The organism is Chryseobacterium populi (assembly GCF_000282115.1).
In the GTDB taxonomy this organism is placed as follows: domain Bacteria; phylum Bacteroidota; class Bacteroidia; order Flavobacteriales; family Weeksellaceae; genus Chryseobacterium; species Chryseobacterium populi.
In genome coordinates this window covers 1-26,752 of sequence record NZ_AKJY01000045.1, presented here as the reverse complement: position 1 = coordinate 26,752, position 26,752 = coordinate 1, and the positions used below count along the sequence as shown (strand labels likewise).

Here is a 26,752-nt window from a genome sequence, read left to right as displayed (position 1 = left end):
TAAGACGGCATAAAAAAAAATAATTTGAATTTATATGAAAAAAATACATTGATTTATCGGTTAAAAATAAAAAAACACATCATAACGATTTAATGAGTTTAAATTATTAATTTGATATTATTTTATTGTATTTATTGCATTTATTTTTACTAAAATTGTATATTTATTATCTAAATACTAAAACATTATGATGAAAGTTAAACTTACTGTTAAAATTGTTCTTCTTTCTTCCCTACCTTATTTTGGAGTGGTTTCTGCCCAGAAGTATGAAGAGATCATAAGCGGCTATATGAATACTGCGAAAGGGCCGCTTCAAAAATTAAGTGCAGACCTGAAAACATTCAGAATAGTAAATGTGGATCCGTCTGCAAGTTTAAAAGGTGAAGTTGTGGGAATACAACAGACCATCAACGGGATTCCTGTTTTTGGAAGCTCGGCAAATGCCCTGATCAGGGAAAATAAAGTTCTGAATTTTGCAGATACATTTATTAAAACATACCCTTCCAGTGTTAAAGGAAAGCAGAATGCAGGAAAAGATGCCTTGGTAGTAGAAGCTGTTAAAAAATTGAATGGATTACCTACAGCTAAAAACAGCGAAGGGAAAGAGGGGCCTATAAAATCAGAGGTAGTGTATTTTGCGAAAAATAACACATTGACTCTGGGATATCGTTTCAATATTGAGGAAAAGGAAACCGGTAATTTCTGGAGTGTTATTATCAGTACAGATGACGGTTCAGTTTTGTATCAGGAAAACCTTACGCTTTCCTGCAATTTTTACCCTGATGCTTACGGGCATTCTCATACAGGGCAGGATATCCGGCCTTCCGTATTGCCGGCTTATATGGGCGTTGAAAATAACCAGAACAAAAATTTTGTCCTGACTACCCCTGACAATGCCTCTTATAATATTTTGCCTTTTCCTGTAGAAGCACCTACATTTGGGAACAGAGCTTTGCTCACTAACCCTTGGGACCTGGCGGCTTCCCCCGAAGGATGGCATTTTGACGGAACCACTCACTATACCAATACAAGAGGAAATAATGTCTTTGCCTACACTGACGAAAATAACACAAACACCCCGCAGTTTTCTCCGGATGGGGGAGTTGCGAGGTCTTTTGATTTTCCAATGGACGTAACGTTGCCGGTGAGTAACTATACCTCTGCAGCTGTAACCAATTTATTCTATGTTAACAATAAAATGCATGATGTATTTTATAAATTGGGGTTTACTGAGACTGCCCGGAATTTTCAGAAAAATAATTTCAGCAACGGCGGATCAGGAAATGATGAGGTACTGGCTGAAGCCCGGGACGGCAGAGCGTACAACAATGCCAATTTCTATTCACTTTCTGATGGAACTGCCCCTAGAATGCAGATGTTTCTGTTTGAACCGAGCACTATGCAGATGCTTTTTTATAATTCACCGTCAGGCTACACAGGTAGGACCCCGGCAGGAAAGTCTGCAGAATTTGGCTATGAATTAGACGGCAATCCCCCTAAAACTGGTAATCTTGCCCTTACAACGCCGGCAGATGGATGTAGTTCTATTTTGGAAGACCTGACCGGGAAAATTGCCGTAATACAAAGAGGAGCATGTAATTTCACAGCTAAGGTTAAGAACGCACAGTTGAAAGGAGCTGTAGGAGCTGTCATTTACAACACACCCACATCTGCAAATTTTGGAACAATGGGCGGAGCGGATACCTCTATTACAATACCGGCTGTATTAATTGAAAATAGTGAAGGGGCTTTCCTTGTTAGTGAGATAAGCAATGGTGCAGTTATTAATGCAACGCTAAAATATGACAAAGCAAATTATATATATAAAGACGGAAGTCTGGACAACGGTATTATTGTTCATGAATACGGGCACGGTATCACCAACCGTATGACAGGTACCGGAAGTAACTGTCTAAATGCCGGAGCCTCCAATGAACAGATGGGGGAAGGATGGTCTGATTTCTTTGCCCTGATGCTGACAAACAGGCCTGGAGACAATGCCTCTGTTCCCAGGGGAATGGCTACATTTGCTACTGATCAGCCAACTAATGGGACAGGGATGAGACTTGCGAAATATTCTCCTGATTTTGCAATTAATGACTATACCTATGGAAAAACTAACGGAATGAAGGTGAACTTTGATACCGGGATTTTTGGCATTATGACCATACCTGCTGTCCATAGTATAGGATTTATATGGTGCACGATGCTCTGGGACCTTAACTGGAAATACGTAGAGAAATATGGTTACAACAGCAATGTGCTGGCAGCTCCGGACAGCGGAAGTGCAAGGGTTCTACAATTGGTAACTGATGCTCTTAAACTGCAGCCGTGCAACCCTAGCTTTATACAGGGAAGAGATGCCATTTTAGCTGCAGACCAGGCAAAAACAGGCGGAGTAGATAAATGCATGATCTGGAAGGTTTTTGCTAAAAGAGGTCTGGGGGTTAATGCTGCTCCTGGTGGTCTGAACGGCCAGTATCCCGGAGCTGATCATCCTGCTCCCGATTTAAGCGATCAGGTGGAAGACTTTACCGTCCCTGCAGAATGCAATACTTTGTTAGCTGTAAACGATATTTCCAAAACCAAGGGAATATCCATTTATCCCAACCCTGTAAAAACAGAATTTACAATTAAGGTTCCGGCAGGGCAGGATTTTTCAGGAATTACTACGGTTTCAATTTATGACTTTACAGGGAAATTAGTTTCTACAGACAGGATTAATCTTAATAAACAAACTACAATTAATGTCAACAAACTTCTGAATGGAGGCTATATGGTAAAAATCAGTGGTAACAATATTGATTACAGCCAGAAAATTATTGTTTCAAAATAAAAAATAAAGATGGTACGTATGAAAATCCATGAAGCTCTGCTTCATGGATTTTTTTTATTTTTTTAAGATAAAGATTAATTGTTCTCAGGATTAAATCTGCTCAGGAAAAGAAAAGCAGCTACCCCCGAGAGTACAGACATGGTGCTGGCCAGAATAGCACTTCCGATAACATATTGAAGAAGGTTGTTTTTAATCAGTTCAAAATTCAGTTCCTGGCTGAGGATATCACTGTTGCCGTGCACGAAAGGAGCTCCTAAAAACAGTGCTGCAGCAATAATAAAAGGAATAAATGGTGGCAAGCTCACATTGGAAGCAACAAAAGCCAGTACCTTATTCAGCTTGAAAAGAACAGCAAGGGAAATGACCAGTAATGTATGGAATCCCCAAAAAGGTGACAATCCTATAAAAACCCCTAAAGCAATAGAAAAAGCTTTCGTACGGTTGCTTCCGTCGCTTTCCAGAACATCTTCCTTTAAAAATCTCTTAAAGTTTTTTTTTTTGAAATTATTCACAAAATTTCTCGGAATAATATAAAACAAAGTGATTGTAACCAAAATCGTATTCAGAATGCTGATTCTTGTAAAATCTTTAAAAGGCCTGAAATGAGATACTCTCTCGGAAGGATCATATAAAACTTTTACCGGAACATTTTTTACAGGGATATGTCTCCATGCCGATCTTACAATGATCTCAATCTCAAATTCAAATTTCGGGGTAAAATATTTTTTAGGGATTCTGAGCAGAGGATAGAGACGGTATCCGGACTGGGTATCCTCCAGCTTGATCCCGGTTTCAAACCAGAACCAGAAGTTGGAAAAACGGTTTCCGAAGCTGCTTTTTTTAGGAATTCCGTCCTGGGACATATTACGGTTTCCGATCAGTAAAACATCTTCCTTTTCCTTCAGTAAAGTTTCTACAAAAACGGGGATGTCATCCGGATAATGCTGACCGTCCGAATCGATTGTGATGGCATAATGATAACCCAGTTCTTTTGCTTTCCTGAATCCTGTTTTCAGGCCGTTCCCTTTTCCTTTGTTTTCAGGTAAATTAACCACCGTAATTCCTGTATAACCGTCTAAAATCTGAAAAGAGGAATCTGTGGAACCGTCATTAACCACAATAATACCGGAGGTATAATCCAGCACACCATCAATCACTCTTCTCAGAGTTTTTTCGTTATTGTAGGTAGGTATTAAAATGCAGATTTTCTTTTCGATGATTGCATTCTGTACTTCAGGAAGAGTCATTGTTTTATTTTAATGAAGCTTTATCTGTTACCGTAAAGGTCTTAGACTGCACAGCAAATTTTTTGATATAATTTTTTAATGCAGTACTTTGCTTGTTGTAATTGTTAAGGATAAATGCCTTATCCTCTTTTAAACCTCCTCTGTATCCTACAATTTTTGGGATGTTTTCCTGAACACTTAATCTTATCAGCCTCAGCTCGATATTGTTGGGATTGTTTTTGACCAGGTTTTCAAGAGTAGTGGCTCCGGTTTTCACAAAAGATTTCCGCTTGCCTTTTTCGGTAGTGATCTTAGCCTCCATGATCTGGGCAGCTGCTTTGTAACCGTTTGTCACAGGATCAGATCCTGATTGTTTTTCAGCAATACTGATGAAGCTCCGGGTATTCTCACTAGATTGGTTTGCTTTTGCATAGCTGTTTCTTAAAGCTTCCAGGTCAGTCTGAAAGAAAAAAATAAAAGTAGTTAAGAATGACAGGATAAGTTTCATGATGCCAATTTTTTATAGTTTACTGACATTTTCAATGCAATAGTCTCGCCAAATAAAGTGGTGTTTTTTACCTTAACTTCATTTTCGTTCTGATCAATATCCAGTTGGAGTATTAAATCAGGGGTTTCAAACGGATTGATAATTGCCATAAACTTCACATTGGACGCTGCTTTCAGAAATAATTTTAAGCCTGTAAACTCTTCTGTAAGTTCCTTTACAATCTGCATCATACAAACTCCCGGAGTAACAGGATTTCCAGGAAAATGACCTTTGAAAATATCATGGTCCTTATTCAGGGTGATATGGGCAATAAAGCTTCCGTTTTCCGTTTTATCGTGTGATTGTAAAGTGTAAAAATCCGTAAGAATAGTCTGCATAATCCTATTTTTTCATGTTAAATGTATAATAAACTCCAGCCTGAAGCAAAACATTGGTTCTGTTTTCATCATTGCTGTAAGCCACTTCTATAATTCCTTTTTTCACCCTTGCCTCAATTCCGAAATTAGGAGTAATATCATAACCTGCACCCAGTAAAAAGCCTAAGTCTACATTATTGGAAGGCTCAAAACCTTTGTTTTCAATGGCAAAATCAATGGAAGGTCCCACATGGATATTAAATTTATCGAAATAAAATTTGTTAACCACCTGAAATGACATATATGAGATCTTCGGCTCATACGTTTCATTGCCAAGCTTTATTTTACTTCCCTGTCTCGAATAATTCAATTCGGGTTGAAGCGCATAAAATTTTGCAAATCTGATATTTCCGAAAAAACCGATGTAAAAATCTGCAATAAAATCTGTCTTTTCTTTCTGTAATCCGGGGTCATTCGGATAATAGTCATCATCAAACCAGTTATAAACGCCTCTGTCGGATTCTGTAAATTTAGCAAGGTTAAGACCGCCTCTGATCCCGGGATTGAAAGTTACCTGAGCAAAAGATAGACCTGATATTAATAAGATGAGTAAAAAAGATAGTTTTTTCATGAATAATTTATTCGGTTTCGGTTATTTGAAATAGTTTTATATTGATTTTAAAATCTTTGTGCTGTAGATTCACACTATCCGCGAAGATATGTTTTTTTGCTTCAAAACTGAAAACGATTTTTTCCTTATTGTTTTTAGTGTAAACCAACTGATGAAGCAATCCGTTTTCTTTATTGAAAAACAGGTAATGTTTTCTTTTACCAATCTCCGAAAGATAAATTTTAGAATTTGTATTTTCAAAACTTCCGGTCACAGGATATTTCTGCTTGAGAAGCTGTTGAAAATCGTTTCTTAAAAAGTTGATAACGATTTTTTTATCCAGATCGGGAAGAACATAATGGAGTTTAAAATCAGTATCTGAAATCTCAAAATCAATCAGCTTATTTCCGAAATCAGAAGTCAATGCGACACGGTGCGTCGTATCGTTCAGTTTCTTGATAATCAAAATTCCGCTCACATGATTCTTATAAATATCCATCTGGCACTTATAAACATAATCTTCATTAGAAGAAAAATACAGGTTTTCAACGGTTCCCTCAGAGCCTGAAACTGGGGTTGCCTCTGTAAGCTGATAAGTTTTACAGGAAAGCAAACCTAAAAGAAAAAAACTATAAAGAAAACTCTGAAGCAGGAATGGGCGCATTGATCTTTGTGTTTTTGAAAACAATATTGGTAGTGTCTCCGGATGCTTCCGTCATATTTACCTGTGAAACAGTAGACTGTCCTTTAGGAAAACTCAGTTCAATCTGCTTGATATATTTTAATAACTGAGAAGATTTCGGGACAAACTTAGCGATGTTATAACCGGCATTCTTAAAATAAGTTACTGTAAATTCAGGATCATTGAACATTTTCCCGTTTGAGCTTCCTACAATCAGTTTATTGATCTTTTCAAATGTTTTGCTTTTGGCATCTACAGAAGATTTTTTTCCCTGGTCGTTAATGAAAATCTTATTCTCTTTAAAAACAATGCTGTACTGATAAGGTTTAGTATACCTCCAGCTTAGCGTATTCGGAGATTTTAAAGACATTTTCCCGTATGTAACGATACTTTTATCCAGAAAATCCAGTTTTTTGGTTTGGGTGAAATCACTTTGCAGGGTTTTGATCTCTTTGGTATCGGAAGAAATTTTCGTTACAAAGGCTTTTGCTTCAGCTCCGTTCATTGCCGTGTTCTGGGCAGAAAAGAAACCTGTAACCAGTAAAAATGCTCCGAGAGCTATATGTTTAATCATTTTTTCTTTAAATTTATAATTGAATCGATGGTAAAAGTCGAGTACTTTTTATCCTTCAAAAATAGCAATAAATCTACCAAAACATGGTAGGTCTTTTCTGAAGTGTCATGCAGCAGAATGATGCCTCCTGGTTTTATTTTTCCGGTCACTCTTTTGTAGATCTTCTTTTCATCATCGATTATGGTGTCCAGCGACCGGATATTCCAGCCGATACTTTTTTTATCTGTCTTTCTTATTGCTTTTGCAATATTAGGGTTGGTAACACCAAAAGGTGGTCTGTACAAATCAGTTTTAATATGACCGACCCCCGAAATGATTTCATCACATTTTTCAATTTCTGCAACCATTTTGTGTGTGGATAGAAATCCTGTCTGGTTTGAATGGGAAAAGGTATGGTTTCCAACAGTATGGCCTTCTCTGATGATCCTTTCAAAAGTTTCAGGGTATTTTTCAATCTGTTTGCCGATGCAGAAAAATGTTGCTTTAATCTCATATTCCTGCAGCAGATCTAAAAACTTTGGTGTAAACTCAGTCGGGCCGTCATCAAAAGTAAGGGCGATTTCTTTAATCTCCGTTCTTTTATGGGTAATGCTGTTGACAAAATATCCCAGTTCAATATCAAAAGAACCCCAGACCATAACCGCTGAAAAAGCCAGGAAACAAAACACATAAACCCAGAAACTCCCCTGAAACGCATAAATAAATACGTTACAGAAAAGGTAGAAGAAAATGAATGGATAATGTTTCATCTTTTATGATTTGAATTTGACTCTAAAACGAAGTATAGCGTGGAATCTAATCTTAACTTCTAACTGATTCTTAATGTTTTAAAAATCTAGTCATTAATTTTTTAAGCGATTTCACCTTTCAGCTATTAAACTTTCCCCAACAGCACCAAGCTGTGATCATTTCCCAACAGGTGATTATAAATAAGCACATTTTTAATGCTTTCTTTCTTTGTTGAATTAATCATCATGACTTCAGGAATCTGTTGATTCTTGAGGATATGACAAGCCATAAATATTGAAAATCCGCTCGCTGTATTAAACTCACCGCTCAGATGTTTATAATACAATAAAGCTGAATCAGGAAATACGTTCATCGCTTTTATATAATATTCATCAGAATCCGAATCTCCGCTGAAACCCAGAATCACTGCGTCAATATCGTGTGCTGTCAGATTGTTCTTACTCAGAAAATCCACAATAAATCCCTGAACTCCATCAGTTTCCAGTCTGTTACTGATCTGGATGTCATTCAATTGGGCATAAGAGTTTTCTGTTTTATTTTTTCCTAAGACGAAAAAGCTTGAGCCTTCTCCCCAGATAACACCCTTTGTTTTTGAATTTAAAAAATCAAACGGAAGATCTTCAGATTTTTTAATGGTGTTATTCAGCTGATAAAGCTCCATTGTTCTTTCGGTCTGTTCGTCAGTAGAGCCTACCAGGATATTCTCAGACTCTCCATCGGTGATCTGAAGCTTTGCATCCAGCATAGAAAATTCCAGTGAGGATGAGGTATTTACATAAGTGAAATTGTAAGCGTGGCATTGAAGGCCTAAAGCAATCTGTCCTGCTACAGTATTGTGAGTGGATTGAATAAAATAAGTAGGAGTAAGAAACTCTTCATGATTATCAATCACATTTTTTAGAAATTTTTCAGAATCCTGGGAACAGCCCATTCCGGTGCCAACAATAATGGCATCCGGCTTTTCAATTCCGGCTTCTTTTAAAGCATGTTGGGAAGCTACAGAGCTCATTTTTACAGTTTTAGACATTCTCCTGATCATGGCAGGGGGAATGAATTCCTTGTAATTGGGATCAATAGCTTTTATAATCGAACCCCAGTTTTGAGGTTTTAAATGCTGGAATAAATTTTCATTTAGAGTGTCCTGAGCAGAAATGCAGGATGCACTGTTGATGTAGACTGCACTCATGATCTAGAGAAAATTAATGTTGAACAATTTCCTCCAAACCCAAACGAGTTGGAAAGCACATGATGGATGTTTTTCTCTTTCAGTTCGGTAACGGGCGTCAAATCAAATTCTTCCATCCGGGTTTTAAAATTCAGATTCGGGAAAATGATATTGTGTTGCAGGGCCAGGATTGAATAAACAGCTTCAATTCCTGCGGCGGCGGCCAGAGTATGGCCGGTAAATGCTTTTGTAGAGCTGAATTCCGGGACCTTGTTTTCCCCGAAAATCCTGATCATTGCAATTCCTTCCGACAGGTCGTTATTAGGAGTAGCGGTTCCGTGAACATTGATATAGTCAATCTCTTCTTTCTGAAGTCCGGAAACTTTTAAAGCCTGCTGCATGGCTAAATAAGCTCCCTGTCCGTTTTCTGAGGAAGCTGTCTGATGATGGGCATCATTGGCATTTCCATAACCGGAAAGGTAAGCTAATACTTTTTTGTTTTCTTTTTTTATGACTGCATCAGATTCAAGCACCAAAAAGGCCGCTGCTTCACCTAAGTTTAATCCTTTTCTGTCATTGTCAAAAGGAGTGTTATAAGAATCTGTAAGGATCATCAGGGTATTAAAGCCATTCAAAGTAAATTTTGAAAGAGAATCTGTACCACCCACGATCACGCGGTCTAAAACCCCATTTTTAATCAGCTTTGCACCCATCATAATGGCATTGGCAGCAGATGAACAGGCAGTACTGATGGTAGAAACCATTCCTTTTAATCCCAGGAAATCTGCGATAGCTAAGGATGAATTCCCGGCATCATGAGCGTCAATATATTTTTGCTTTTCAGGAAAGTCTTCGTAAGAGTAGAAATACTTTTCAGTGATATCCATCCCACCTACGCTGGTTGAGGAAATCAATCCGGTTTTGTATTCATTGATATCTGAAATTCCGGCACTTTCCAAGGCTTCTTTTGCAGCAACCATACCCAATAAAGTTGTTCTTGTGACATTATTGTCTTCATCAAGCTGAAGCTGTTGTACAAGCTCTTCATTAGATTTTTTTATCTCACCAGTTTTTATTGTTCCGGCATGACGGGTCTCAAAAACCTGAATGTCTGAAATACCATGCCTGCCGGATTTTAGTGAAATAAAATTTTCCTCCACATTGTTTCCAATGGAAGAAATAATGCCCATTCCTGTTATGGCAATTTTATGACTCATTAATTATTTTGTTCTGTTTTCTTCGATAAATTTTGCCATAGTATCGATGGACTGAAAAATCTCTTTTCCTTTTTTAGGATCGGATAATTTGATTCCGTAATCTTTGTCAAGAAGAACGATCAGTTCTAAAGCGTCAATAGAATCTAAGCCTAATCCGCCACCGAATAACGGATCTGTATCTTTAATTTCATCAGCAGAAACATCCTCAAGGTTAAGGACTTCAATAATTTTGTGCTTTAACTCGGTTTTTAAGTTTTCCATAAATATTAATTTCTTTAATCATGTATCAATGTATCAGTATAATATATACGGTTTTTATAATTGGTAAACTGGTACATTGATATATTATTACATTTTTTATAAAGTTAGCAAATATACAAAAGCTTTATAACTTTCCTGATAGAGTTCTACCCAGCCGCATAATACCTTGTCGGCTTTTCCGGATTGTAAAATCTGTTGGGAATAACCGTTTAAAAATTTTTCATCAAACTCATTCAGAACAAAAAACGCATTTTCTGTCTGCATCTGATGTCTGATACTGATCTCACCTACGCAGATATTGGGTAATGTGTAAACGAAAACGGCCGGGCTCGGGAAAAAATTTTCCGGAGAATTGATACTTTCCTGATATCTGAAGTCTGTGTCGAGGCTGGACGACTTATTGGCCAATACCAATGCTGTTCTGTGGCTATCCTCATCTTTCAAAAGCATTTCGGAAGCAAGAAAAGCCAGCTTACTCAGGTTATCCATTTTATGAAATTTAGGATAATTGAGTTCTAAACTTTTATAGGCTTCTTTCGCGAAATCTGAGAAAAATTCAGCCTGACTTTCAAAAATAACCTCTTCATTTACTGTTATTTTTGAGCTTTCTATCGTGCAGATGTCTGTTCTCTTCATCATATTCACTCTAAGATTTTTCTAAAACAATTGCTGCATTACAACCCCCAAAACCGGATGCTGTCTTCAGGATATACCTGATTTCTGCGGATTGATTTTCCCTGATCACATTCAGGGGTTGGGATACTCCCGTTTCTTCAAAGTTTTTGGAAGGAAGTAATGTATTTTGAAGGGCACTCTCCATGGAAATAATACTTTCCAGTAACCCGGAAGCTCCCAAAGCATGCCCGTAATAGCCTTTCATGCTGTTTAAAGGGATATTTTGAAGCTCCATTCTGTTGAAAGCAACTGCTTCCATTTCGTCATTATATAAAGTAGCTGTTCCGTGGGCAGAAATAAAATCGATCTGTTCTGCTGAAACATGAGCCTCCGTAATCGCATTTTTAATACTTGCATACAATCCGTCGCCGGTTCTTGACGGGCCGGAAATATGATTGGCATCGTTGATGGCCGAGTCTCCGGAAACTTTAAACCTGAACTTTTCATTTCCGGGTGTTGAAGTAATGTACACTGAGGCGGCGGCTTCACCGATATTAATTCCGTTACGGTTTTTGTCATAAGGTTTGCATGGCTCACTGCCGATCGCCTGAAAAGAGTTGAATCCGGAAATAACAAATTCTGATATTTCATCTCCGGCGATAACAAAGGCATCTTTATATCTTCCTGCCCGGATCATGTTTTTAGCAACCGAAATTGCCATTACCCCTGAAACACAGGCATTGGAGACTACAATTGGGCTTGTTTTAAATCCGAAGTAGTCAGCAATTTTTTGAGCAAGGGAAGAAAGATAAACGCCTTCCGGTAATTCGGTTTGATTTTTTAACAGGCTGATATTACCTTTTGTTGTAGAAAGTATAAATGCTGTTTCTTCTGTGATATTGTGCTTTTCTGCTAAAGGTTTTAAACTTAACAGCAACATTTTTTCCAGCCGGGTAAAATCCTGATGATCAAAATTACGGCTGAATTCTTTCTCCAGTTGTTCAGTATCAATCACAGATGCGTAAAAAGCGTCCTGATTTTCAATGATTTTATGTTTTGCCACACCGGATTTACCTTTTAACAATGCATTCCAGTTGGAAGTAACATCAAATCCTAAAGGGGTAACGCAGTTATAATCTGTAATATAAATTTCCTGCTTCATTATAATTCCATTTTATCTTTCCAGGTTTGAAAAAACTCAGGATTATACAAACATAAATTTCCGTCGGAATCTAAAAATACCTGGATGGTTTCTCCACTACAGACCAGTTTGTTTTCCTGATTGAAAAGTTCATATTTATAGATCAGCTTAGCAGATGTTGAGTTGACAAAAGTCGTTACAATCCTGAATGTTTCACCATATTTTAAAGGCAGGAAGTGCTCGCAGGTGCTCTTTACGATCGGGGTTACATAACCCGCGTTCTGAATATCGAGATAAGTAAGCCCGTGCTGTCTTCCGAAAGCCTCCCTTCCGTCTTCAAAATAGACAATATAATGCCCGTGCCAGACAATTCCCAGAGGATCTGTTTCATTAAATCTTACCCTGATTTCTTCAGAACATTGTATTATTTTCTCTTTAGACTGCATTTTGTTTTCTTCCGGTGTATGTATTTTATTTTTATCAAAGTCAGGAAACTCCTGACATCTGTAAATGCTTTATAGGTTAAACATTATGGAGTTTTCTTTCATAAAAAATGGAAATGGTTACCATGGCAAGATAAAATAAAAATAATAAAGCCAGTTCTTTGGCTATCCCTCCAATTCCCCTGTTTCTAAGGATGATATCGTAATAGGCATTCAAGCCCCAGTTCATCGGGGAGAATTTGGCAACATGCTGCATAAATTCAGGCATTAGAAATACCGGAACCCAGATTCCTCCGATAGCAGCGAGAACCACAACCGAAGTCGCTCCAAAAGGGGCAGACTGTTCCTGGGTATCTGCTAAAGTTCCCAATAAAACCCCAAAACCGATTGCTGCCAATCCTGCAAAAACAGTAACCACGATTAAATGAAACATTTTTCCGGTAACATCAAACTGCGGTAAATCCATATAAGGAAAAAGATAGATTCCTACGGCAACCATCAGCAAAAACTGAATGATGCAGATGATAAGATAAGTAAATGTTTTTCCCAGAATATGAATATAATATGGAGTAGGACTTACTCTGACCCTCACACTGGTGCCCTGGCTTTTTTCTTTTACCAGGTTAATGGAAAGCGGAACAACAATAAAGAAGATGGCAAAAAGTGCCCATGCGGGAACATTATGCTGAACTGAATTAGGCATGATTTCGGTATCTCCTTTTTTAGGGCTGATTTCTTTAAAACTGATTAAGTTTTTATTTTCTTCAAGATTGTCTGTAGTTCCGAGCTGATCCTGAAAAGCTTTGTAAATCTTTTTGTTTTCAATTTCAAAGACCATTTTATTCACAGAATTCATTACGGAATTTTTGAATCCGGCATTGGTTGCGGGGTCAAAATACAAATGAATTTCCTTGGTTTTTGCAACTGTTTTTTTTTCCACCGAGGAGTCGGTTTCTATTCCAAACGAACTTACAATCGTCTGTACTTTGGAATCGATGTTGGAGTTGAGATCTTTTGTTAAGTTTTCCGGAATCACAATGGCCATCTGATAATCTCCTGAAAATACGGCATCCTGAGCCGATTTTTCGTTGAAATTAGTCAGTAACTGAAATGTTTTGCTGTTTTCCAGCTCTTTTTTTATACTTTTTGACACTTCAGATTGATCCTTATCAATAAAAATGACCGGAATTTTTGAGCCTTCAAGGTTCTTGAATGTGGAATCCTGAATTAAAGTAATCGTTACAATCAGCAGCAAAGGCATTACGAAAATAATCACGATCCCACCAATATCTCTTTTTAATAAAAGGATTTCCTTGATAAAGCTTCTCCACAATTTATACAACAACATCTCTTAATTCTTTTCCGGTTAATGAAATGAAAACGTCTTCCAGGTTTTCTGCATTGGCTATTTGCGAAACAAGTTCTTCCGGTGTACCTACCGCGTGGATTTTCCCTTTATCGATAATGGCGATTTTAGTGCAGAATTCCTCTGCCTCCGAAAGGTGATGGGAAGTATAAATAATACATGTCCCATTTTTATTGAGCTCCTGAAGGAAGTCGATGATTACTTTTTTAGATTGTACGTCTACGCCTACGGTTGGTTCATCCAGGAAAAGAACTTTAGGATTGTGCAATGTTCCTGCGATAAGATTACAACGGCGTTTCATTCCGCCTGAAAACTGTTCTACCTTCTTATCTGCAAATTTTGACAGACCCATAATCTCCAGTGATTCATCAATAGTTTTATGGAGGTTTTTATGCTTTAAGCCATATAAACTTCCGAAAAACAGCAGGTTTTCTTTAGCGGTAAGAGTAGGGTAAAGTGCATATTCCTGTGGAACGATTCCTATGATCTGCTTTATTTTAAAGCTGTGTTTCTGTGGAGATAATCCGTTGATTTTGAACTGGCCGGAAGTGGGTTTTATCAATCCCGAAAGCATAGAAATCAAAGTCGTTTTCCCGGCACCGTTTGGCCCCAGAATTCCGTAGATTTCATTCTTCTCAATATTCAACGAGATATCATTCACAGAAAATTCTTCTGCGTGCTTGTATTTTTTATACAGGTTTTTTATTTCAATGATATGCTCCACCTTAAATCGCTTTTTTAAGTTTTTTATAAAAAGCCTCTTCCAGATCGGCAAGATGAAGCATCGATTTTGACAGTTCCTGATAAATATTACTTTTTGAATTCCGGTTTTTATAAACCCGGGCAATATCTACGGCAAAGTCTCTCCAAAGGTCTCCGATTGAAGTGATTTCTTTGGATAGTTCTTTGAGCTGATCATTCTTAAGGATTTCTGCGGCTTCCTGTAAAAATGCGCCATATATAAATCTGAAACCGCCACCGCCGGTTCCGATCTCTTCCTGCATTCTGATGAGCTGTCCTAAATAATGATTGGTCACTTTAGTCCCTTTCTTCTCTGCCCATTTGGGGATACTTTTTGCCACCCAACGTATTGCTTTTACTCCGATAAGCGGAACAGGAGCCAGCATATTTTTACAGGTATCATGGATTCCTTTTTTGATGGCGCCTTCAAGGTCTACATTTTCAGGAACATAGATAGGGTAATACATATGTCCTTTAGGAGGCAGGGCTCCTTTGGCGTATCGCACTTTTTCCAGTTCTGCTTCGGAAAGAGAGGTCACATAATCCATGACAGGATCACTGATCAGAAATCTGCCGTCTTCTTTTCCATATACGACAAGATTGTGGGCATTGAAATGGAATTTGTATTCTTCCGGGAAGTAAGTAAGGTTAAAAACACCTACCTGCAAACCTGTGGGTATATTATTTTCTAAATTTCTTTCTAATGCGGTCTGCGCATCTTTAGGATTTGAAAATTTTTGTCTTTTGATTTTAATTCCCAACCTTTTGGCTGCTTTGCTGAAAATAGCTCCGGGCATCGGCCGATAGCTGAATCCGGGAGCGAAATTCACTTTCAGAAAAGGAAGGTACACGAAAAATAGTCCGGATCCGATTCCGAAGATCATAGGTTCACTTAGTTTTAAACCTTTATAGCGTAATAAATTGGAGGCAACACCGTTTTCGCAATGGGCGGTCTGGTGATGTTCAAAGTTCAGTTTCATCGGTACATTTTTGTTTTTCCGGAGATTCAGGGGGATGCATCATGAGGATGTTTGCTCCTGCTTTCCGTCGAAATTTTTTAGTTCTGCCACTGTGATTCCAAATGCATCTGCATATTTTTTCAGCACAGTATCGCTTAGTGTTTTAAATATTTTTGGTTTAGTATGTCTTTTTACCCGCCATTGCCACATTCCTACGTAAGATGCAAGTACACCTAAATCCATTTTATTCAGTTCCATAAAATAAATAACGGGACTTACTATATGGCTGGCAACATTCTGTCTCGCTTCTTCTATTCTTTCATTGATAAGAGCCATTGATTCATCCAAAGCTGCTTTTTTGGCATCCCATCCGATGCTGTTTGCAGTGGTGTAGTTATCGTTTTCATCAGTCACATACAGTATTTCTGTCATGTTTGCTGACTTCAGATTGCTTTCGTCCTGGGGAAGATTTTGCTTTTTCATCCGTATTATTGTTTTATTTCCTGAATAAACAAATTAATTTCAGCTCTGATTAATAATTCATCCTGATTAAAGGTTTCGCAAAAAATATGACAGATATTTTCGTACTGGGAGATCAGAGATGCTTTTGAAATGATTTTATTGCCAACTTTTGGTAAGGCGAAAATTTCAATCTTTTTGATATTGGTGATAAAACCAATTACTTTGGTATCGGCTTCAGGGTTTTCGAAGAAACTCTGCCCGAGAATTGAAGAGCAGGTCTGGGCTAAATTTTCAATCAGTCCAGCTTCAACGAATTCATTCTGGTGAACGAAAATATTGTCTTTAAGAATTTCAAAGGAAGTAACCACTTTTTCTTTGGTGAGCTCCAATATGTAATCTGCCATCAGCATGGGAGTACGATGGGGTAAAAACTGATGTATATTGATGATATGGTCTTCCTTTATATCCATTAATTTATTTTACAACGGTTTTCATCTGGGATCCGGCAATGGTTTTATCATCTATTTTAGTAACGATGTTCACCAATGTAACTCCCATTACTTCATTGATTATGGTAACTTCGGTAGTCACCCGGTCTCCGGCTTTTGGCAGGGTTTCTGTCTCAAAAGATTTAATGGCACCAATATATCCGGTCGGAGCTTCTTTGCCCAACAGATAATATTTGTATCCGGTATGTAAAGCTACGCTCTGAGCCTGATGCTCAATTAATCCGGAAGCCTGAAAAATTCCGTTATGAACAAAAATATTGTCTTCCTGTATTTTGAATCCTGATATCAGGTGATTTTCAGAATAATCTGAAATTTCATCTACCATTACAAAAGGAAATCTTTGCGGAATAAGGCTTTCTACAAAATTTTTGTCTGATGTAGGGAGTTTTATTTCCATTAGCAAACCGTTAATAATGCACAAGAATACGCAAATCTTCCACTTTCGGGAACACAAAGAAGTACTTTTTCTCCTTTTTTCAGTTTTCCTGAATTCATTAGTTGCTCCAAAGCAATGAAAATAGATCCGGCACCAATGTTTCCGACTTCAGAAAGATTGTAGAACCATTTTTCCCAAGGGAAATCCATTCCTTTTTTAGCAAATTCGTCTTTTAAACCTTCTTTAAAATAGCCTGAAGAAATATGTGCCAAAACATGGTCTATTTTTTCGGGATCCAGATTGTGTTTATCAAAAGATGCTCTTAAACTTTCAGCACCTTTTACCAGAATATATTTATCTAAAAGTTTTGTATCCTGTTTTAAAGCAAAGATAGATTGCTTCAGCCATTCGTCTGACGGATAATCTGCCCATGATTGCAGGCTTCCGTCTTCCTGCTTTTCACAACCGGCATACATACAGGCTTCAATTTCGTGAGAATATGAGTAAAAATCAATAAATTCAATCCTTAAAGAAACTTCATTTTCTCTCGGCTTGTTTTCTAATAAAAAAGCACCTGCACCATCAGAAAGCATCCATCTCAGGAATTCTCTTTTGAAAGCAATGATAGGTCTCTCTTCCAATAAGATTAAATTTTCTGCTTCGTGATTAAATTTATCAGCAGTCATCCAGGCAGACATTCTTTCAGATCCTGCACACACTGCATGCTTGTGAACACCTGCTTTTACAGAAAGAAAACCGTAATTCAAGGCATTCATCCCGGAATTACAAAGACCTGTTGAGGTATTAATTGCCAAGGATTTTCCAACGTTTAATTCCCCGTGAACCATAGATGCATGGGAAGGCTGGATCTGATCCGGGGAAGTGGTTCCTACAGATAATAATTCCATATCTTCTTTTCTGAAATTTTCATCAAAAAGTCCTTCTACGGCTTTTGCCGTGATCTGTGCATTGGTATGCGTTGGGTTTCCTTCTTTATCTAAAGCATAATACCTTGTTGTAATTTTATTGTTTCTTAAAATTATAGCTTTAGCCTTTGACGGAGCGCCGTTTATATAACCAAGATACGTTTCCATTTCATCATTAGAAACCGGTTCATTGGGCAGGTATGTTGATGCTTTTGTTATAAATACGTCGTTCATTCTATTTTAAATTAATTCCTTGTAAATATTCTTTCTGTTTTTTTCTTTTAACCCAAAAAATTGGTGTTGTGAGCAGGTGTAAAACCAAAACTACCGGTGAGATAATCCATATCGCTGCCATCAAATATACCTTAAAGAATTTTATCAGCAATGGTCGCTTCTCTTTTTTCTTTATAATCAGATTTGACCATACGGTGAAAATTTTATTCCCTACTTTTTCCACTCTTACCAGGAAGGGCCTGATTTCGACGGCTCCGTTTTTTACCAGCTCCGGCTGAAGGGTATTTAAATCATTATTGCTGAAATATTTTTCAATAATTGTTCCATATTTTACCGATCCGGTGATTTCTTCATCAGATACTCCGGCAGCCGGCAGCATTCCTGATTTTTCTTTTTGCCCTGTTGTCATCCAGCGAAGGATGGTCAGTACACTTGTATAATTGTCATGGCGGTCTACCAAAGCAATATTTCCAACCAGTTTTGCTTTAAGGTCTCTCAGATAGATTTTTAATTTTTCCTGGGAAAGCATCCACATATTTCTTGTTCCGGAGATGGTAACAACGGGTGTGTCTTTCAAAATGCCATCTGCATAACTGCTTTTTAAAAATGAAATGATTGGAATGGATGGTGTTAAATACCAAACCTGGTATCCGAATATAATCAGGTCAAATTTTTTACTCAATACTTCCTCAGGTGGTGGAAGAATTTCACTTGGAATCTGAAGATAAGATTCCGGGAATGTATTGAAAAAAACATCACTCGACCACGGAAAAGCAAAGTCTTCCTTTAACTGAATATTGTAATAGCTAACATCATATTCATCCTTTTTTGCTTCAAAAGGCTTAGCTACATTCTTCACAATATCTTCCAGCTGTCCGGTTTGTGAGTAATAGATAACCAGTATATTTTTTTTCATTACTATTTTTTAGCGTTTACAAAAATATGCTTTTCATATTTATTATTTAGTCTTAAATATTTTTAATGATTCTGAACTAAATTCTAATGAATAATCAGTACTGTTAAATGAATTATTTTTAATATTCATGAAAATGATCGTTTCAGGAAGGTTTGGAATCATACTGATGTCGTAGCTTTCATCTGAAACCAAAAGTATATTGATTTCTTTGCCCGGCTCTGAAATATCTTCTATATAATTGATCTTTCTTCTTTTGACAATATAATTCTGTGCTGCAATTTCCCTCTTTTCACGATTGGCAATTAGACTGAATATTTTTCTGCCTGCCTGTTGAAGAGTGAGTAAAACGTCCGTCTGCCCGTAATCATCTGCAATATGAAGAATGGTAGCATCTTTAGGAATATGCTTGTTTAATTCAAAATAGACAGATTTATTGGTTTTGAAGTCTTCTTTTACCTGCTGTACTACTCCAGTTTCTTTGTAGAGAAAGCTTAAGAAAAGTTTCTTCTTGAAATAATTCTCATCTTCAATTTCATTTCTGAGCTTTGCAAATTCTTCCCGGAAATAGGCATTGATCTTTTTTGTTCTTTCGGAATATGTTTTCCCGAATTTAAGATCATCTTTATTAATCCTGTTTCCGACTTTTACCGTAATGCTTCCGTCATAAATAACGAAATCTCCTTTCGGCAGTACTTCTGAATTTCCATGTATATAAACAGGAACCACATCAAGACCAAATTCTTCGGCAATATAGAAAGCTCCTTTATGGAATCTTTTGATATCGTTGGTATAAGAACGTTCTGCTTCCGGAAAGATCATTAAAGAATACCCTTCATTTATTTTTTCTTTGAGTTGAGACATCCCATTTTCTATACCCTGGGAAACCGGGAAGAAACCCAATGCTTTTACCAGTTTTCCGAATACCGGGGAATCATATACCCAGTCATTGACTAAATACACGATCTTATGGGTTGCCATGGCAAGAGCCAGCGTATCCAGGAAAGAAGTATGATTGGCAATAATGACAGACGGTTTGCTGAAATCTTCTTCAGGATTTCTGATGATGGTCTTCTTTACAAACGGAGTAAGGTGTAAAACTGATTTTAAAAATAAGGCGATGCATTTTTTAATGATATCTAAAGTTTTTCCTTTGGCCTTTCTGACAAAGAAATGTCCGAAAAATGAAAAGAAAAGTCCGCCCAGGCCATAATATAAAAATGAAAGGACAGAGCGCAGGAATAACCTGAATGTGACAGGTGAAAGCCCTTTTTTTGCCCGGTTGATAATTAAAAGTCTGAACCAGAACGGATATAAGGTAGAGGTAATAATGATTACGGAGAACATTCCTATCAAAGCGACCAAAGCTAAGGAATGCAATGCAGGGTGTTTAGCAAAAATTAAGGAGCCGATCGAAAGGATGGTAGTGAAAACTGCCAAAATAATCGAAATTCTATAGGTAGGAAGTTCGTTCTTTCCTGTCGTATGCTCTTTCTGCATGGCTTTCGTAAGAAATATACTGAAATCATCGCCGACTCCGAAGATCAGCGTACAAACGACCGTGCTGAAAATATTTAATTCTAATCCCAGAAAATAGAGAATACCTGCCGTTACAATTCCCGTTAAAACAATCGGGAACATGGTAAGGACGGTCAGTTCAAAGTTTCTGAAAAAAACAATAATGGTCAGGATAATGGCCAGCAATGAATAATTGATAAGGGTATTAAAATCTCTTTTCAATAATCCTAAGAAGTTTTCATTCATTTGCTGACGGTCTATTGCCAGGGCATCATGCTTTTTCTCCACATCTTTTATGAAAGCGTCTCTTTTATTTTCATCTACTTTTACGATGTTTGAAACAGTGTAAAATCCTTTTTCATTACTTAAAAACTCTGAAACCTGCAGGGCTTTTACTTTTTCATAGTCTTTAAGGCTTAGGGTCGGATAGCTTTTGTTTAAAGTTTCGTTGAATTGGGCAAAGGCAGAACTGTTGAATCCAAATTGATTTCCTGCACTGATTAATTCGGAAACAGTCTGGTTTTTTTTCTGAATATCCCAGAATTTTTTCCAGATTTCAATCTTTTTCTGCTGATCCTTTTCTGATAAAACGACATTTCCCAACGAGTTGTAGCTTAAAATTTTTCCCTGCTGCTTTTCTTTTTCCAGAAACTGGCTCAGTTGAGAATTTCGTGCTAAAGCCTCTTCTTCGGAATCACCATAAGAAATGGTATAAATAGATTTTGAAGTGAGATCCGAAAGTTGCTGAAGTTTGGCCTCACTTACCTTTATATCTTTCGGAATATAATTTAAATCTCCGATATCTTCATTGAAACCTACATGTCTGAAACCAAACAGGCAGGCAATGATCACCAATGAACAGGCAATGATCAGAGGTTTATTTTTTTCGTAAGGATACGAGCCTATTTTATCAATAAAATTGGTATTGGGTTTTCCCTCTTTCTCTTTAGGCTGGTAAAGCTGAGGTACAATAATTAAAGCCGATATGGAAGATAAAATAACGGTTATTGAAGCAAACAGTCCAAGATCTTTTAAAGCTTCTGAGCGTACAAAAATCAGGCAGAGAAAAGACACCGCTGTGGTAGCGCTGCTTAAAATAATCGGTTGCGTGATCTCTTTATAAAGCTCTTCAATGTTGTTGTTATGTTTATAATGGGTAAGGATATGCAGGGCGTAATCGATGGTGATTCCTATTAAAATGGCTCCCACGCTTAATGAAATGGCGGAAATTTTATCTTTAATAAAATACAGGATCAGCAGTGCCAGCAAAACTGAAAAAACAGTAGGCAGAAAAATGATGAGCGGAGTAAAGATATTTTTAAAATAATAAATTAAAAGAATCAGAAGCACTGTCATTGAAATAATCACCGTATTCTGAATGTCTTTTTTTATCTGCTTGGCATTGGCTACTGCAATGACCGGAGATCCGAAATAGCTTATTTCTGTTTTTCCTTTAAACTGTTTGTTGATGTCTTCTTTTATCCCATTGAGCTTATCTACAAAAGCTTCATTGTTCCTGGTATCATTACTTTTATTCTCGGGATCAATAAAGAGTAAAAGGTTTTTGCCGTCTTTTGTAACGATGTAGTTGTCTTCAAGCCTGAAATCTTTACTGATATTGAGTGCATTCAGTTTTTTTATCCCTAAAAAAGTAAATCCAAGCGGGTCTTTTTTAATGAATTCTTTTGTTACAAGACTGGTAGGTGATACCAGTGAAACATAGTTGCTTTCTACCTGCTTTACAATACTGTCTTTTTGAAGCTTCCTGCTGATTTCCCGGTAATCATTTTCATCCAGAAATAAAGGAAGGTTTTGATTGACAAAATCGAAAGTCTCAGAGATTTCATTGTCGTTTACTTTGCCCTGAACGGAACTGATATATTTCTGAAGAGGTGAAATTTCCTCTAAAAAGCGATCAGCGGTTTCAGAAAGCTGAAAATTGTTTTCAGCAGATTTATTTTCTATGATGACGATGATCTTATCCGAAAAGTTGAGCTGTTTAAGAACTTTCGCCGTAAGGTCTGATTTTTCGCTTTTAGGAATAATCTGATTGATATCTTCTTCAAAATTAATTTTTGAAGCAAAAAAAATACACAACAGGGCAATTCCTGTTGCAGCCAGTACAGCCAGCAGCCTGTTTTTGGAAATCAGATGATATAAAAATATAAAAAAGCGGTGCATTATATTATAAAATCAAGTTTGCAAATTTAAATTTTTAAGAATTAGATCAAAACTTTTAAGGACAAGTTTAACTGAAAATCAGTAAAATATTTCTAGGTGAAATGAAAAAAACTTCTACTTTTGCAAAAGTTCCCTATTAATAAAATACATTTTAAAACAAAAAACTCCTTAAGTGAGGAAACTTGGATTTTAGTATGTTTAAAATATTTGATGAAAAACTGAACGGATTTTTATTTGTAATAATTTTCCCTTTTCTGCTGTTCTTTATGTCCTATTATGGGTTTGAATCTTCCTATGTAAGATTGAAATCTATGGAAAAGGCTCCGGACTTTATGTTCTCATCGGTGTATGCCTATAGGGTTATCCCCAATTACCTTAGCATTTATGTCACGGATGTTCTGAATTATATTATAGACCATTATCTTTATTCGATTAAAAGTTTCCTGCTGAAAAACGGAACGGTATTTTACCACAGCATTTTTCTGATCAACAGCTTCTTTTTTATTCTGTCTTCCATTGTATTGAATTCTGTTTTAAAACTTAAGCCTGTTGAGATTCTTCTCAATACTAAGATAAGAAGGTTATTTCATCTGATTGCTGTTTTCATCATCGTTATTGTGCAGTACGTTCCTACTAATTGCGATTGTATTGCGGTTTTCTTTTATCTGGCCGGTGTTTTGTTTACCCTGAAATATTATGAGGACAGAAAATCATCAGATCTGTTGACACTGAGCCTTATTATTTTTATTTCAACGTTCGTAAGGGAAACAGCCTGTTTGAATATTGCTTTTTTTGCAGCACTCTTTATTGATTTTAATCTGCTGAAAAAGAAAAACTTAATCTATATAAAAGAATTGCTGATGCTTGTCGTTGCCTTTATTGTGCCCTATGTTGGGTTGAGGCTGGCGATTCCTCAGGAAACCTCTTTCTTTGAAGGAGTTTATTTTATTAAAAATTTTACAAGCCCTTACAATCTGGCAGGGCTGATGTTTGGAGTAATAGGATTGTATTTTATGTTCCTGCTATGCAATGAAAGCGGGAAGGCTGTTCTTAAAAAATATCTTTTTTTCTCTTCGCCTTATCTCGTAATGATTACTTTAGTAGGACTGTTCTGGGAGACAAGGCTTTTCCTGCCTTTGATTCTTACGGGATTGATATTGGCTTCATATCAGTTTAAAAACACCCACGTATCACAATGAGTTTATTACATCCATACTATATAATTGCCATTATCTACATGCTTATTTTTAGCTTTCAGGAAGTATATCGTGGCGGGGTAGATAAAAAATGGCTTTGGTTTTTAGGAGGCTATCTTATTGTACTGGCAGGGCTGAGGGATAATGTGGGGCCGGATTTCGGAAGTTATAGAGGGATTTATATATATTCTGATACCAAAGATTATATCTCTATCTTTTTTGCGGCACTTCATCTGGAACCTCCACAGCCAATGGAGCTTGAATGGCTCTTCGTACTGATCAATAAAATATTGCTTAATGTATTCAATGCGCCGTTTTATATGCTTACTCTTGTTATTGCGGCACTTGCAATCTTTTTTAAAGTTGAATATATCAATGATAATACATTTTACCCGTTTACCTTCATTGCGCTTATGTTTATTCCCGGCTTCTTTATTGGCGAGAGTGGGCAGATCAGGCAGAATTTAGGTTCTTTCGTTGTGTATTTTGCCATCAGGTTCATCAAAGAGCGAAAATTGTTTTATTACCTCTTATGTATATATCTGGCGGGCGGGATTCATAATGTTTGTTATGTTTTCCTTCCGATGTACTGGCTTGTTCGTTTTCCTTTAAACAAAGCCTGGATGCTGGGGTTAATTATTGCTTCCATCCTTGCGTCTCCATTTGAAGTCTACAGAATATTCGGAGATTTTTTAAATAATATAGCCTCGGATAATATGCTTGTTGAAGGATTTAACGGATATGTGGATGAGACGGCAGAACGGCTCAACGGAGGGCTTGGAATCCCGGAAGCAATGATGGCTATTTTAACCTTCTTTCTGTTTACTTTCGATACCAAAATGGTTGAGAAATATCCTTACTATGAATACCACCGGATGTATGCGGTAATAGGAATATGTTTTTATTTTATTTTCAGGAATAATCCTGTTTTCTCTTCAAGGCTTGCCGGCGCATTTATCGGTTTTGCTTACATATTGATTCCTAATTCAATGTATGTAGTGAATGCCGGTACAAAAAAGTTGATTCACATATTTATTGTTGCACTCGTTATTTTTAATTTCATTGTATTTGCAATTTTTAAAAATATTAAGGCGGGGAGGTTTACAATAGACCTCTACAAAAATCATATTTTACCTTAATTTTTTTAATTCAAGATATTGGGACGGCTTTTAAATAAAGGCCGTCTTTTTATTGTTACTTATTTTATGATGAATAAATTAAGATTTCAGTATGTCTGAAAATTAACAATGTTATTCAAAATATACAATGGCAAAAATGTACTTTTGTGCTGCCGTAGCTGAAAGTTAATTTTTCATTCATATAATATTTGCTTTGCTTTATTTATATTTTAATTTAGTTATTGTGAAATTATTTATATAATTAATTGATAACTATTGGTGAAGGCTTAAGATTTGTATTTGTGTTTTAATACCAAACTTTAAGGATATGAAAAAGAATGTAATCAAAAATGTGATGGCAGTTTTTTGCCTTGTATCGATCAATGCCTATTCCAGGAGTAATCTTGATTCTGAAGAGAATTTGTTATTAAATAAGCAATCAGAAAACAGATATTTAAAAAAAGCAGATTCTTTAATTAAAACCAAGAAAACCAATAGAGAAAAAACTATACTTTTTACTAAAAGCCACATTAATTCCCCTGATTCAAAAGATCTGATAGCTGGCGGACTTGTTGTTCAGGATTGGACAAAAGCTCCCAACAGCTACCTATTTGATCCCATCCAGAATGATGGCGGACTGTATATTCCGGTACGGAAAGCTTATGCCATGTGGGATAGTGACCAATACATCGGTGGAAGCGGAATTCCTGCAGGAAAAATAACTGCTGACGTTCTGTGGGAAGATGTTCCCGGGTTGATTATCTGTGGTGTAGATTATTCTTTGGAAGTATTGGGCTCAGGAGAGGATGCTAAAATAAAAGTACCTGTCAATAAAGCTAAAGAAGGAAATGCAGTTATTGCTTTCAGGGTAGATGGTGAAGTGTTCTGGTCATGGCATATCTGGGTAACCGATGATCCTGCCAACGGGCCTGCCTACAAAAGCTTTGCAGGAATAAAAAGAGAAAAAGATGACGGAACGGTAGAATTAATACCAGATTCCGACTGGCAATGGATGGACCGGAATTTAGGAGCGCTAAGCGGAACAATCACCGGTACGGAATGGAACAGAAACGGAGGACTATTGTACCAATGGGGAAGAAAAGATCCTATCCCTCCTCTTGTATATCGTGGCAACGACTTTTATGAAGTATCAGGTTCCATAGGACGGGTAAGGCACAGAGGAGCTAAAAATTTCACCAATGCGGTAAGGATTGATGATCTCAGAAAATTTGTCCTGTTTTCCAATGCTGAGGTGACAGCTAATATTAAACTGTCGGTGAAAAATCCTTTAAGCCTTATCTACGTTAATAAAGATGATAATTCCGGTCCTGCTTACTATAATAACAATACCAATTTAATGGTCAACTGGTTTGGAAGGTCAATGAGCATGAAAGATAACCGGCTTCCGGAGCTTAATTTATGGTCTGATAATTCTAAAGGGATTATTGATGTAAATTACAATTCAGATAATGGAGCCAGGCCTTATAGGAATAAATCCTCCTATGATCCGTGCCCTAACGGATGGAGAGTTCCATCGGTACTTGTTGCCAATCTTGCTTCAGGGACATATGTAGATGACATCAGAATTGATTTTTCCCCTTATGGAGTAAGAACCGGTCTTTCTAAAAATACCTTTGAATTTAACAACTATCATATTATAAAACCTACAGACAGCAATATGCCAGATTTTATGAAAGGATTTAAGCTGTATCCAAATATAGGATTTGATCTGTCTAATGTAAACGGCTATAATATGGGAGTATTTCCTGGAACCGGACAGCTGGCTTTGATTTCTCAGGCAGGCCAGTATACAGACCAGCATCATATAGGGCTGTGGACGGCTACTATGGCCAGAATGTTTGATACTAC

Annotated in this window: 25 protein-coding genes and 1 pseudogene; 4 read left to right on the top strand and 22 right to left on the bottom strand. The window is 37.0% G+C overall.

Going from position 1 to position 26,752, the window contains the following annotated elements:
• Window positions 1-187: 187 nt before the first annotated feature.
• Window positions 188-2,836, top strand: coding sequence for a T9SS-dependent M36 family metallopeptidase (locus PMI13_RS12095; RefSeq protein WP_051957048.1), 2,649 nt, complete (start codon window positions 188-190; stop codon window positions 2,834-2,836).
• 74 nt (window positions 2,837-2,910) lie between these two features.
• Here PMI13_RS12095 and PMI13_RS12090 read toward each other — a convergent pair whose 3' ends face one another.
• From PMI13_RS12090 to PMI13_RS11985, 22 genes are all read right to left on the bottom strand, one after another.
• Window positions 2,911-4,083: a DUF2062 domain-containing protein gene (locus PMI13_RS12090; RefSeq protein ID WP_007844057.1), complete on the bottom strand. Its 1,173-nt coding sequence runs from the start codon at window positions 4,081-4,083 to the stop codon at window positions 2,911-2,913.
• 4 nt (window positions 4,084-4,087) lie between these two features.
• Window positions 4,088-4,570, bottom strand: a complete 483-nt coding sequence (locus tag PMI13_RS12085; RefSeq protein WP_007844056.1) for a hypothetical protein — start codon at window positions 4,568-4,570, stop codon at window positions 4,088-4,090.
• Window positions 4,567-4,947 carry a 3-hydroxyacyl-ACP dehydratase gene (locus PMI13_RS12080; RefSeq protein ID WP_007844054.1) on the bottom strand — a complete coding sequence of 127 codons (381 nt, stop codon included), beginning with the start codon at window positions 4,945-4,947 and terminating at the stop codon, window positions 4,567-4,569. The genes PMI13_RS12085 and PMI13_RS12080 overlap by 4 nt, the downstream gene beginning before the upstream one ends.
• Window positions 4,948-4,951: 4 nt before the next feature.
• On the bottom strand, window positions 4,952-5,557 hold the full coding sequence (locus PMI13_RS12075; RefSeq protein ID WP_007844047.1) for an outer membrane beta-barrel protein: 606 nt from the start codon (window positions 5,555-5,557) through the stop codon (window positions 4,952-4,954).
• A gap of 7 nt (window positions 5,558-5,564) precedes the next feature.
• Window positions 5,565-6,200, bottom strand: coding sequence for a hypothetical protein (locus PMI13_RS12070; RefSeq protein WP_007844045.1), 636 nt, complete (start codon window positions 6,198-6,200; stop codon window positions 5,565-5,567).
• The gene (locus PMI13_RS12065; protein ID WP_007844043.1) at window positions 6,166-6,792 is read right to left on the bottom strand and encodes a LolA family protein; all 627 of its coding nucleotides are present in this window, start codon (window positions 6,790-6,792) and stop codon (window positions 6,166-6,168) included. Before PMI13_RS12065 ends, PMI13_RS12070 begins: the two co-directional genes overlap by 35 nt.
• Window positions 6,789-7,541, bottom strand: a complete 753-nt coding sequence (locus PMI13_RS12060) for a polysaccharide deacetylase family protein (RefSeq protein WP_007844041.1) — start codon at window positions 7,539-7,541, stop codon at window positions 6,789-6,791. Before PMI13_RS12060 ends, PMI13_RS12065 begins: the two co-directional genes overlap by 4 nt.
• A gap of 125 nt (window positions 7,542-7,666) precedes the next feature.
• Window positions 7,667-8,728 (bottom strand): beta-ketoacyl synthase N-terminal-like domain-containing protein, encoded by a 1,062-nt coding sequence (locus tag PMI13_RS12055; protein ID WP_007844039.1) that lies wholly within the window; start codon window positions 8,726-8,728, stop codon window positions 7,667-7,669.
• The gene (locus tag PMI13_RS12050) at window positions 8,725-9,924 is read right to left on the bottom strand and encodes a beta-ketoacyl-[acyl-carrier-protein] synthase family protein (protein ID WP_007844037.1); all 1,200 of its coding nucleotides are present in this window, start codon (window positions 9,922-9,924) and stop codon (window positions 8,725-8,727) included. Before PMI13_RS12050 ends, PMI13_RS12055 begins: the two co-directional genes overlap by 4 nt.
• Window positions 9,925-9,927: 3 nt before the next feature.
• Complete coding sequence (locus tag PMI13_RS12045) at window positions 9,928-10,185, bottom strand: phosphopantetheine-binding protein (RefSeq protein WP_007844035.1); 258 nt, start codon at window positions 10,183-10,185, stop codon at window positions 9,928-9,930.
• A 96-nt stretch (window positions 10,186-10,281) separates the two neighbouring features.
• Window positions 10,282-10,824, bottom strand: a complete 543-nt coding sequence (locus PMI13_RS12040) for a beta-ketoacyl-[acyl-carrier-protein] synthase family protein (protein WP_007844034.1) — start codon at window positions 10,822-10,824, stop codon at window positions 10,282-10,284.
• Window positions 10,825-10,831: 7 nt separating this feature from the next.
• Complete coding sequence (locus tag PMI13_RS12035; protein ID WP_007844033.1) at window positions 10,832-11,962, bottom strand: beta-ketoacyl synthase N-terminal-like domain-containing protein; 1,131 nt, start codon at window positions 11,960-11,962, stop codon at window positions 10,832-10,834.
• Window positions 11,962-12,387 carry an acyl-CoA thioesterase gene (locus PMI13_RS12030; protein ID WP_007844032.1) on the bottom strand — a complete coding sequence of 142 codons (426 nt, stop codon included), beginning with the start codon at window positions 12,385-12,387 and terminating at the stop codon, window positions 11,962-11,964. Before PMI13_RS12030 ends, PMI13_RS12035 begins: the two co-directional genes overlap by 1 nt.
• A 76-nt stretch (window positions 12,388-12,463) precedes the next feature.
• Window positions 12,464-13,732 (bottom strand): ABC transporter permease, encoded by a 1,269-nt coding sequence (locus PMI13_RS12025; protein WP_007844031.1) that lies wholly within the window; start codon window positions 13,730-13,732, stop codon window positions 12,464-12,466.
• Window positions 13,719-14,474 carry an ABC transporter ATP-binding protein gene (locus tag PMI13_RS12020; protein ID WP_007844030.1) on the bottom strand — a complete coding sequence of 252 codons (756 nt, stop codon included), beginning with the start codon at window positions 14,472-14,474 and terminating at the stop codon, window positions 13,719-13,721. Before PMI13_RS12020 ends, PMI13_RS12025 begins: the two co-directional genes overlap by 14 nt.
• Window position 14,475: 1 nt before the next feature.
• Entirely contained in the window at window positions 14,476-15,471 is a 996-nt protein-coding gene (locus PMI13_RS12015; protein ID WP_007844028.1) for a BtrH N-terminal domain-containing protein, read from the bottom strand.
• A 39-nt stretch (window positions 15,472-15,510) separates the two neighbouring features.
• On the bottom strand, window positions 15,511-15,933 hold the full coding sequence (locus tag PMI13_RS12010) for a hypothetical protein (protein WP_007844026.1): 423 nt from the start codon (window positions 15,931-15,933) through the stop codon (window positions 15,511-15,513).
• 5 nt (window positions 15,934-15,938) lie between these two features.
• Complete coding sequence (locus tag PMI13_RS12005; protein WP_007844024.1) at window positions 15,939-16,382, bottom strand: hypothetical protein; 444 nt, start codon at window positions 16,380-16,382, stop codon at window positions 15,939-15,941.
• Window positions 16,383-16,386: 4 nt separating this feature from the next.
• Window positions 16,387-16,818: a hypothetical protein gene (locus PMI13_RS12000; protein ID WP_007844022.1), complete on the bottom strand. Its 432-nt coding sequence runs from the start codon at window positions 16,816-16,818 to the stop codon at window positions 16,387-16,389.
• Window positions 16,818-17,957: a beta-ketoacyl-ACP synthase III gene (locus PMI13_RS11995; protein ID WP_007844020.1), complete on the bottom strand. Its 1,140-nt coding sequence runs from the start codon at window positions 17,955-17,957 to the stop codon at window positions 16,818-16,820. Before PMI13_RS11995 ends, PMI13_RS12000 begins: the two co-directional genes overlap by 1 nt.
• A 1-nt stretch (window position 17,958) precedes the next feature.
• Window positions 17,959-18,873 (bottom strand): hypothetical protein, encoded by a 915-nt coding sequence (locus PMI13_RS11990; protein WP_007844019.1) that lies wholly within the window; start codon window positions 18,871-18,873, stop codon window positions 17,959-17,961.
• A gap of 42 nt (window positions 18,874-18,915) precedes the next feature.
• The gene (locus PMI13_RS11985) at window positions 18,916-22,569 is read right to left on the bottom strand and encodes an MMPL family transporter (protein ID WP_007844017.1); all 3,654 of its coding nucleotides are present in this window, start codon (window positions 22,567-22,569) and stop codon (window positions 18,916-18,918) included.
• 194 nt (window positions 22,570-22,763) lie between these two features.
• Between PMI13_RS11985 and PMI13_RS11980 the strand changes: the two genes are divergently transcribed.
• The 3 genes and pseudogenes from PMI13_RS11980 to PMI13_RS11970 form a co-directional block, all read left to right on the top strand.
• Window positions 22,764-23,768, top strand: coding sequence for a hypothetical protein (locus tag PMI13_RS11980; RefSeq protein WP_007844015.1), 1,005 nt, complete (start codon window positions 22,764-22,766; stop codon window positions 23,766-23,768).
• Window positions 23,765-24,904, top strand: coding sequence for an EpsG family protein (locus PMI13_RS11975; RefSeq protein WP_007844013.1), 1,140 nt, complete (start codon window positions 23,765-23,767; stop codon window positions 24,902-24,904). The genes PMI13_RS11980 and PMI13_RS11975 overlap by 4 nt, the downstream gene beginning before the upstream one ends.
• Window positions 24,905-25,211: 307 nt before the next feature.
• Window positions 25,212-26,752: pseudogene (locus PMI13_RS11970) on the top strand (hypothetical protein); the annotation flags it as partial.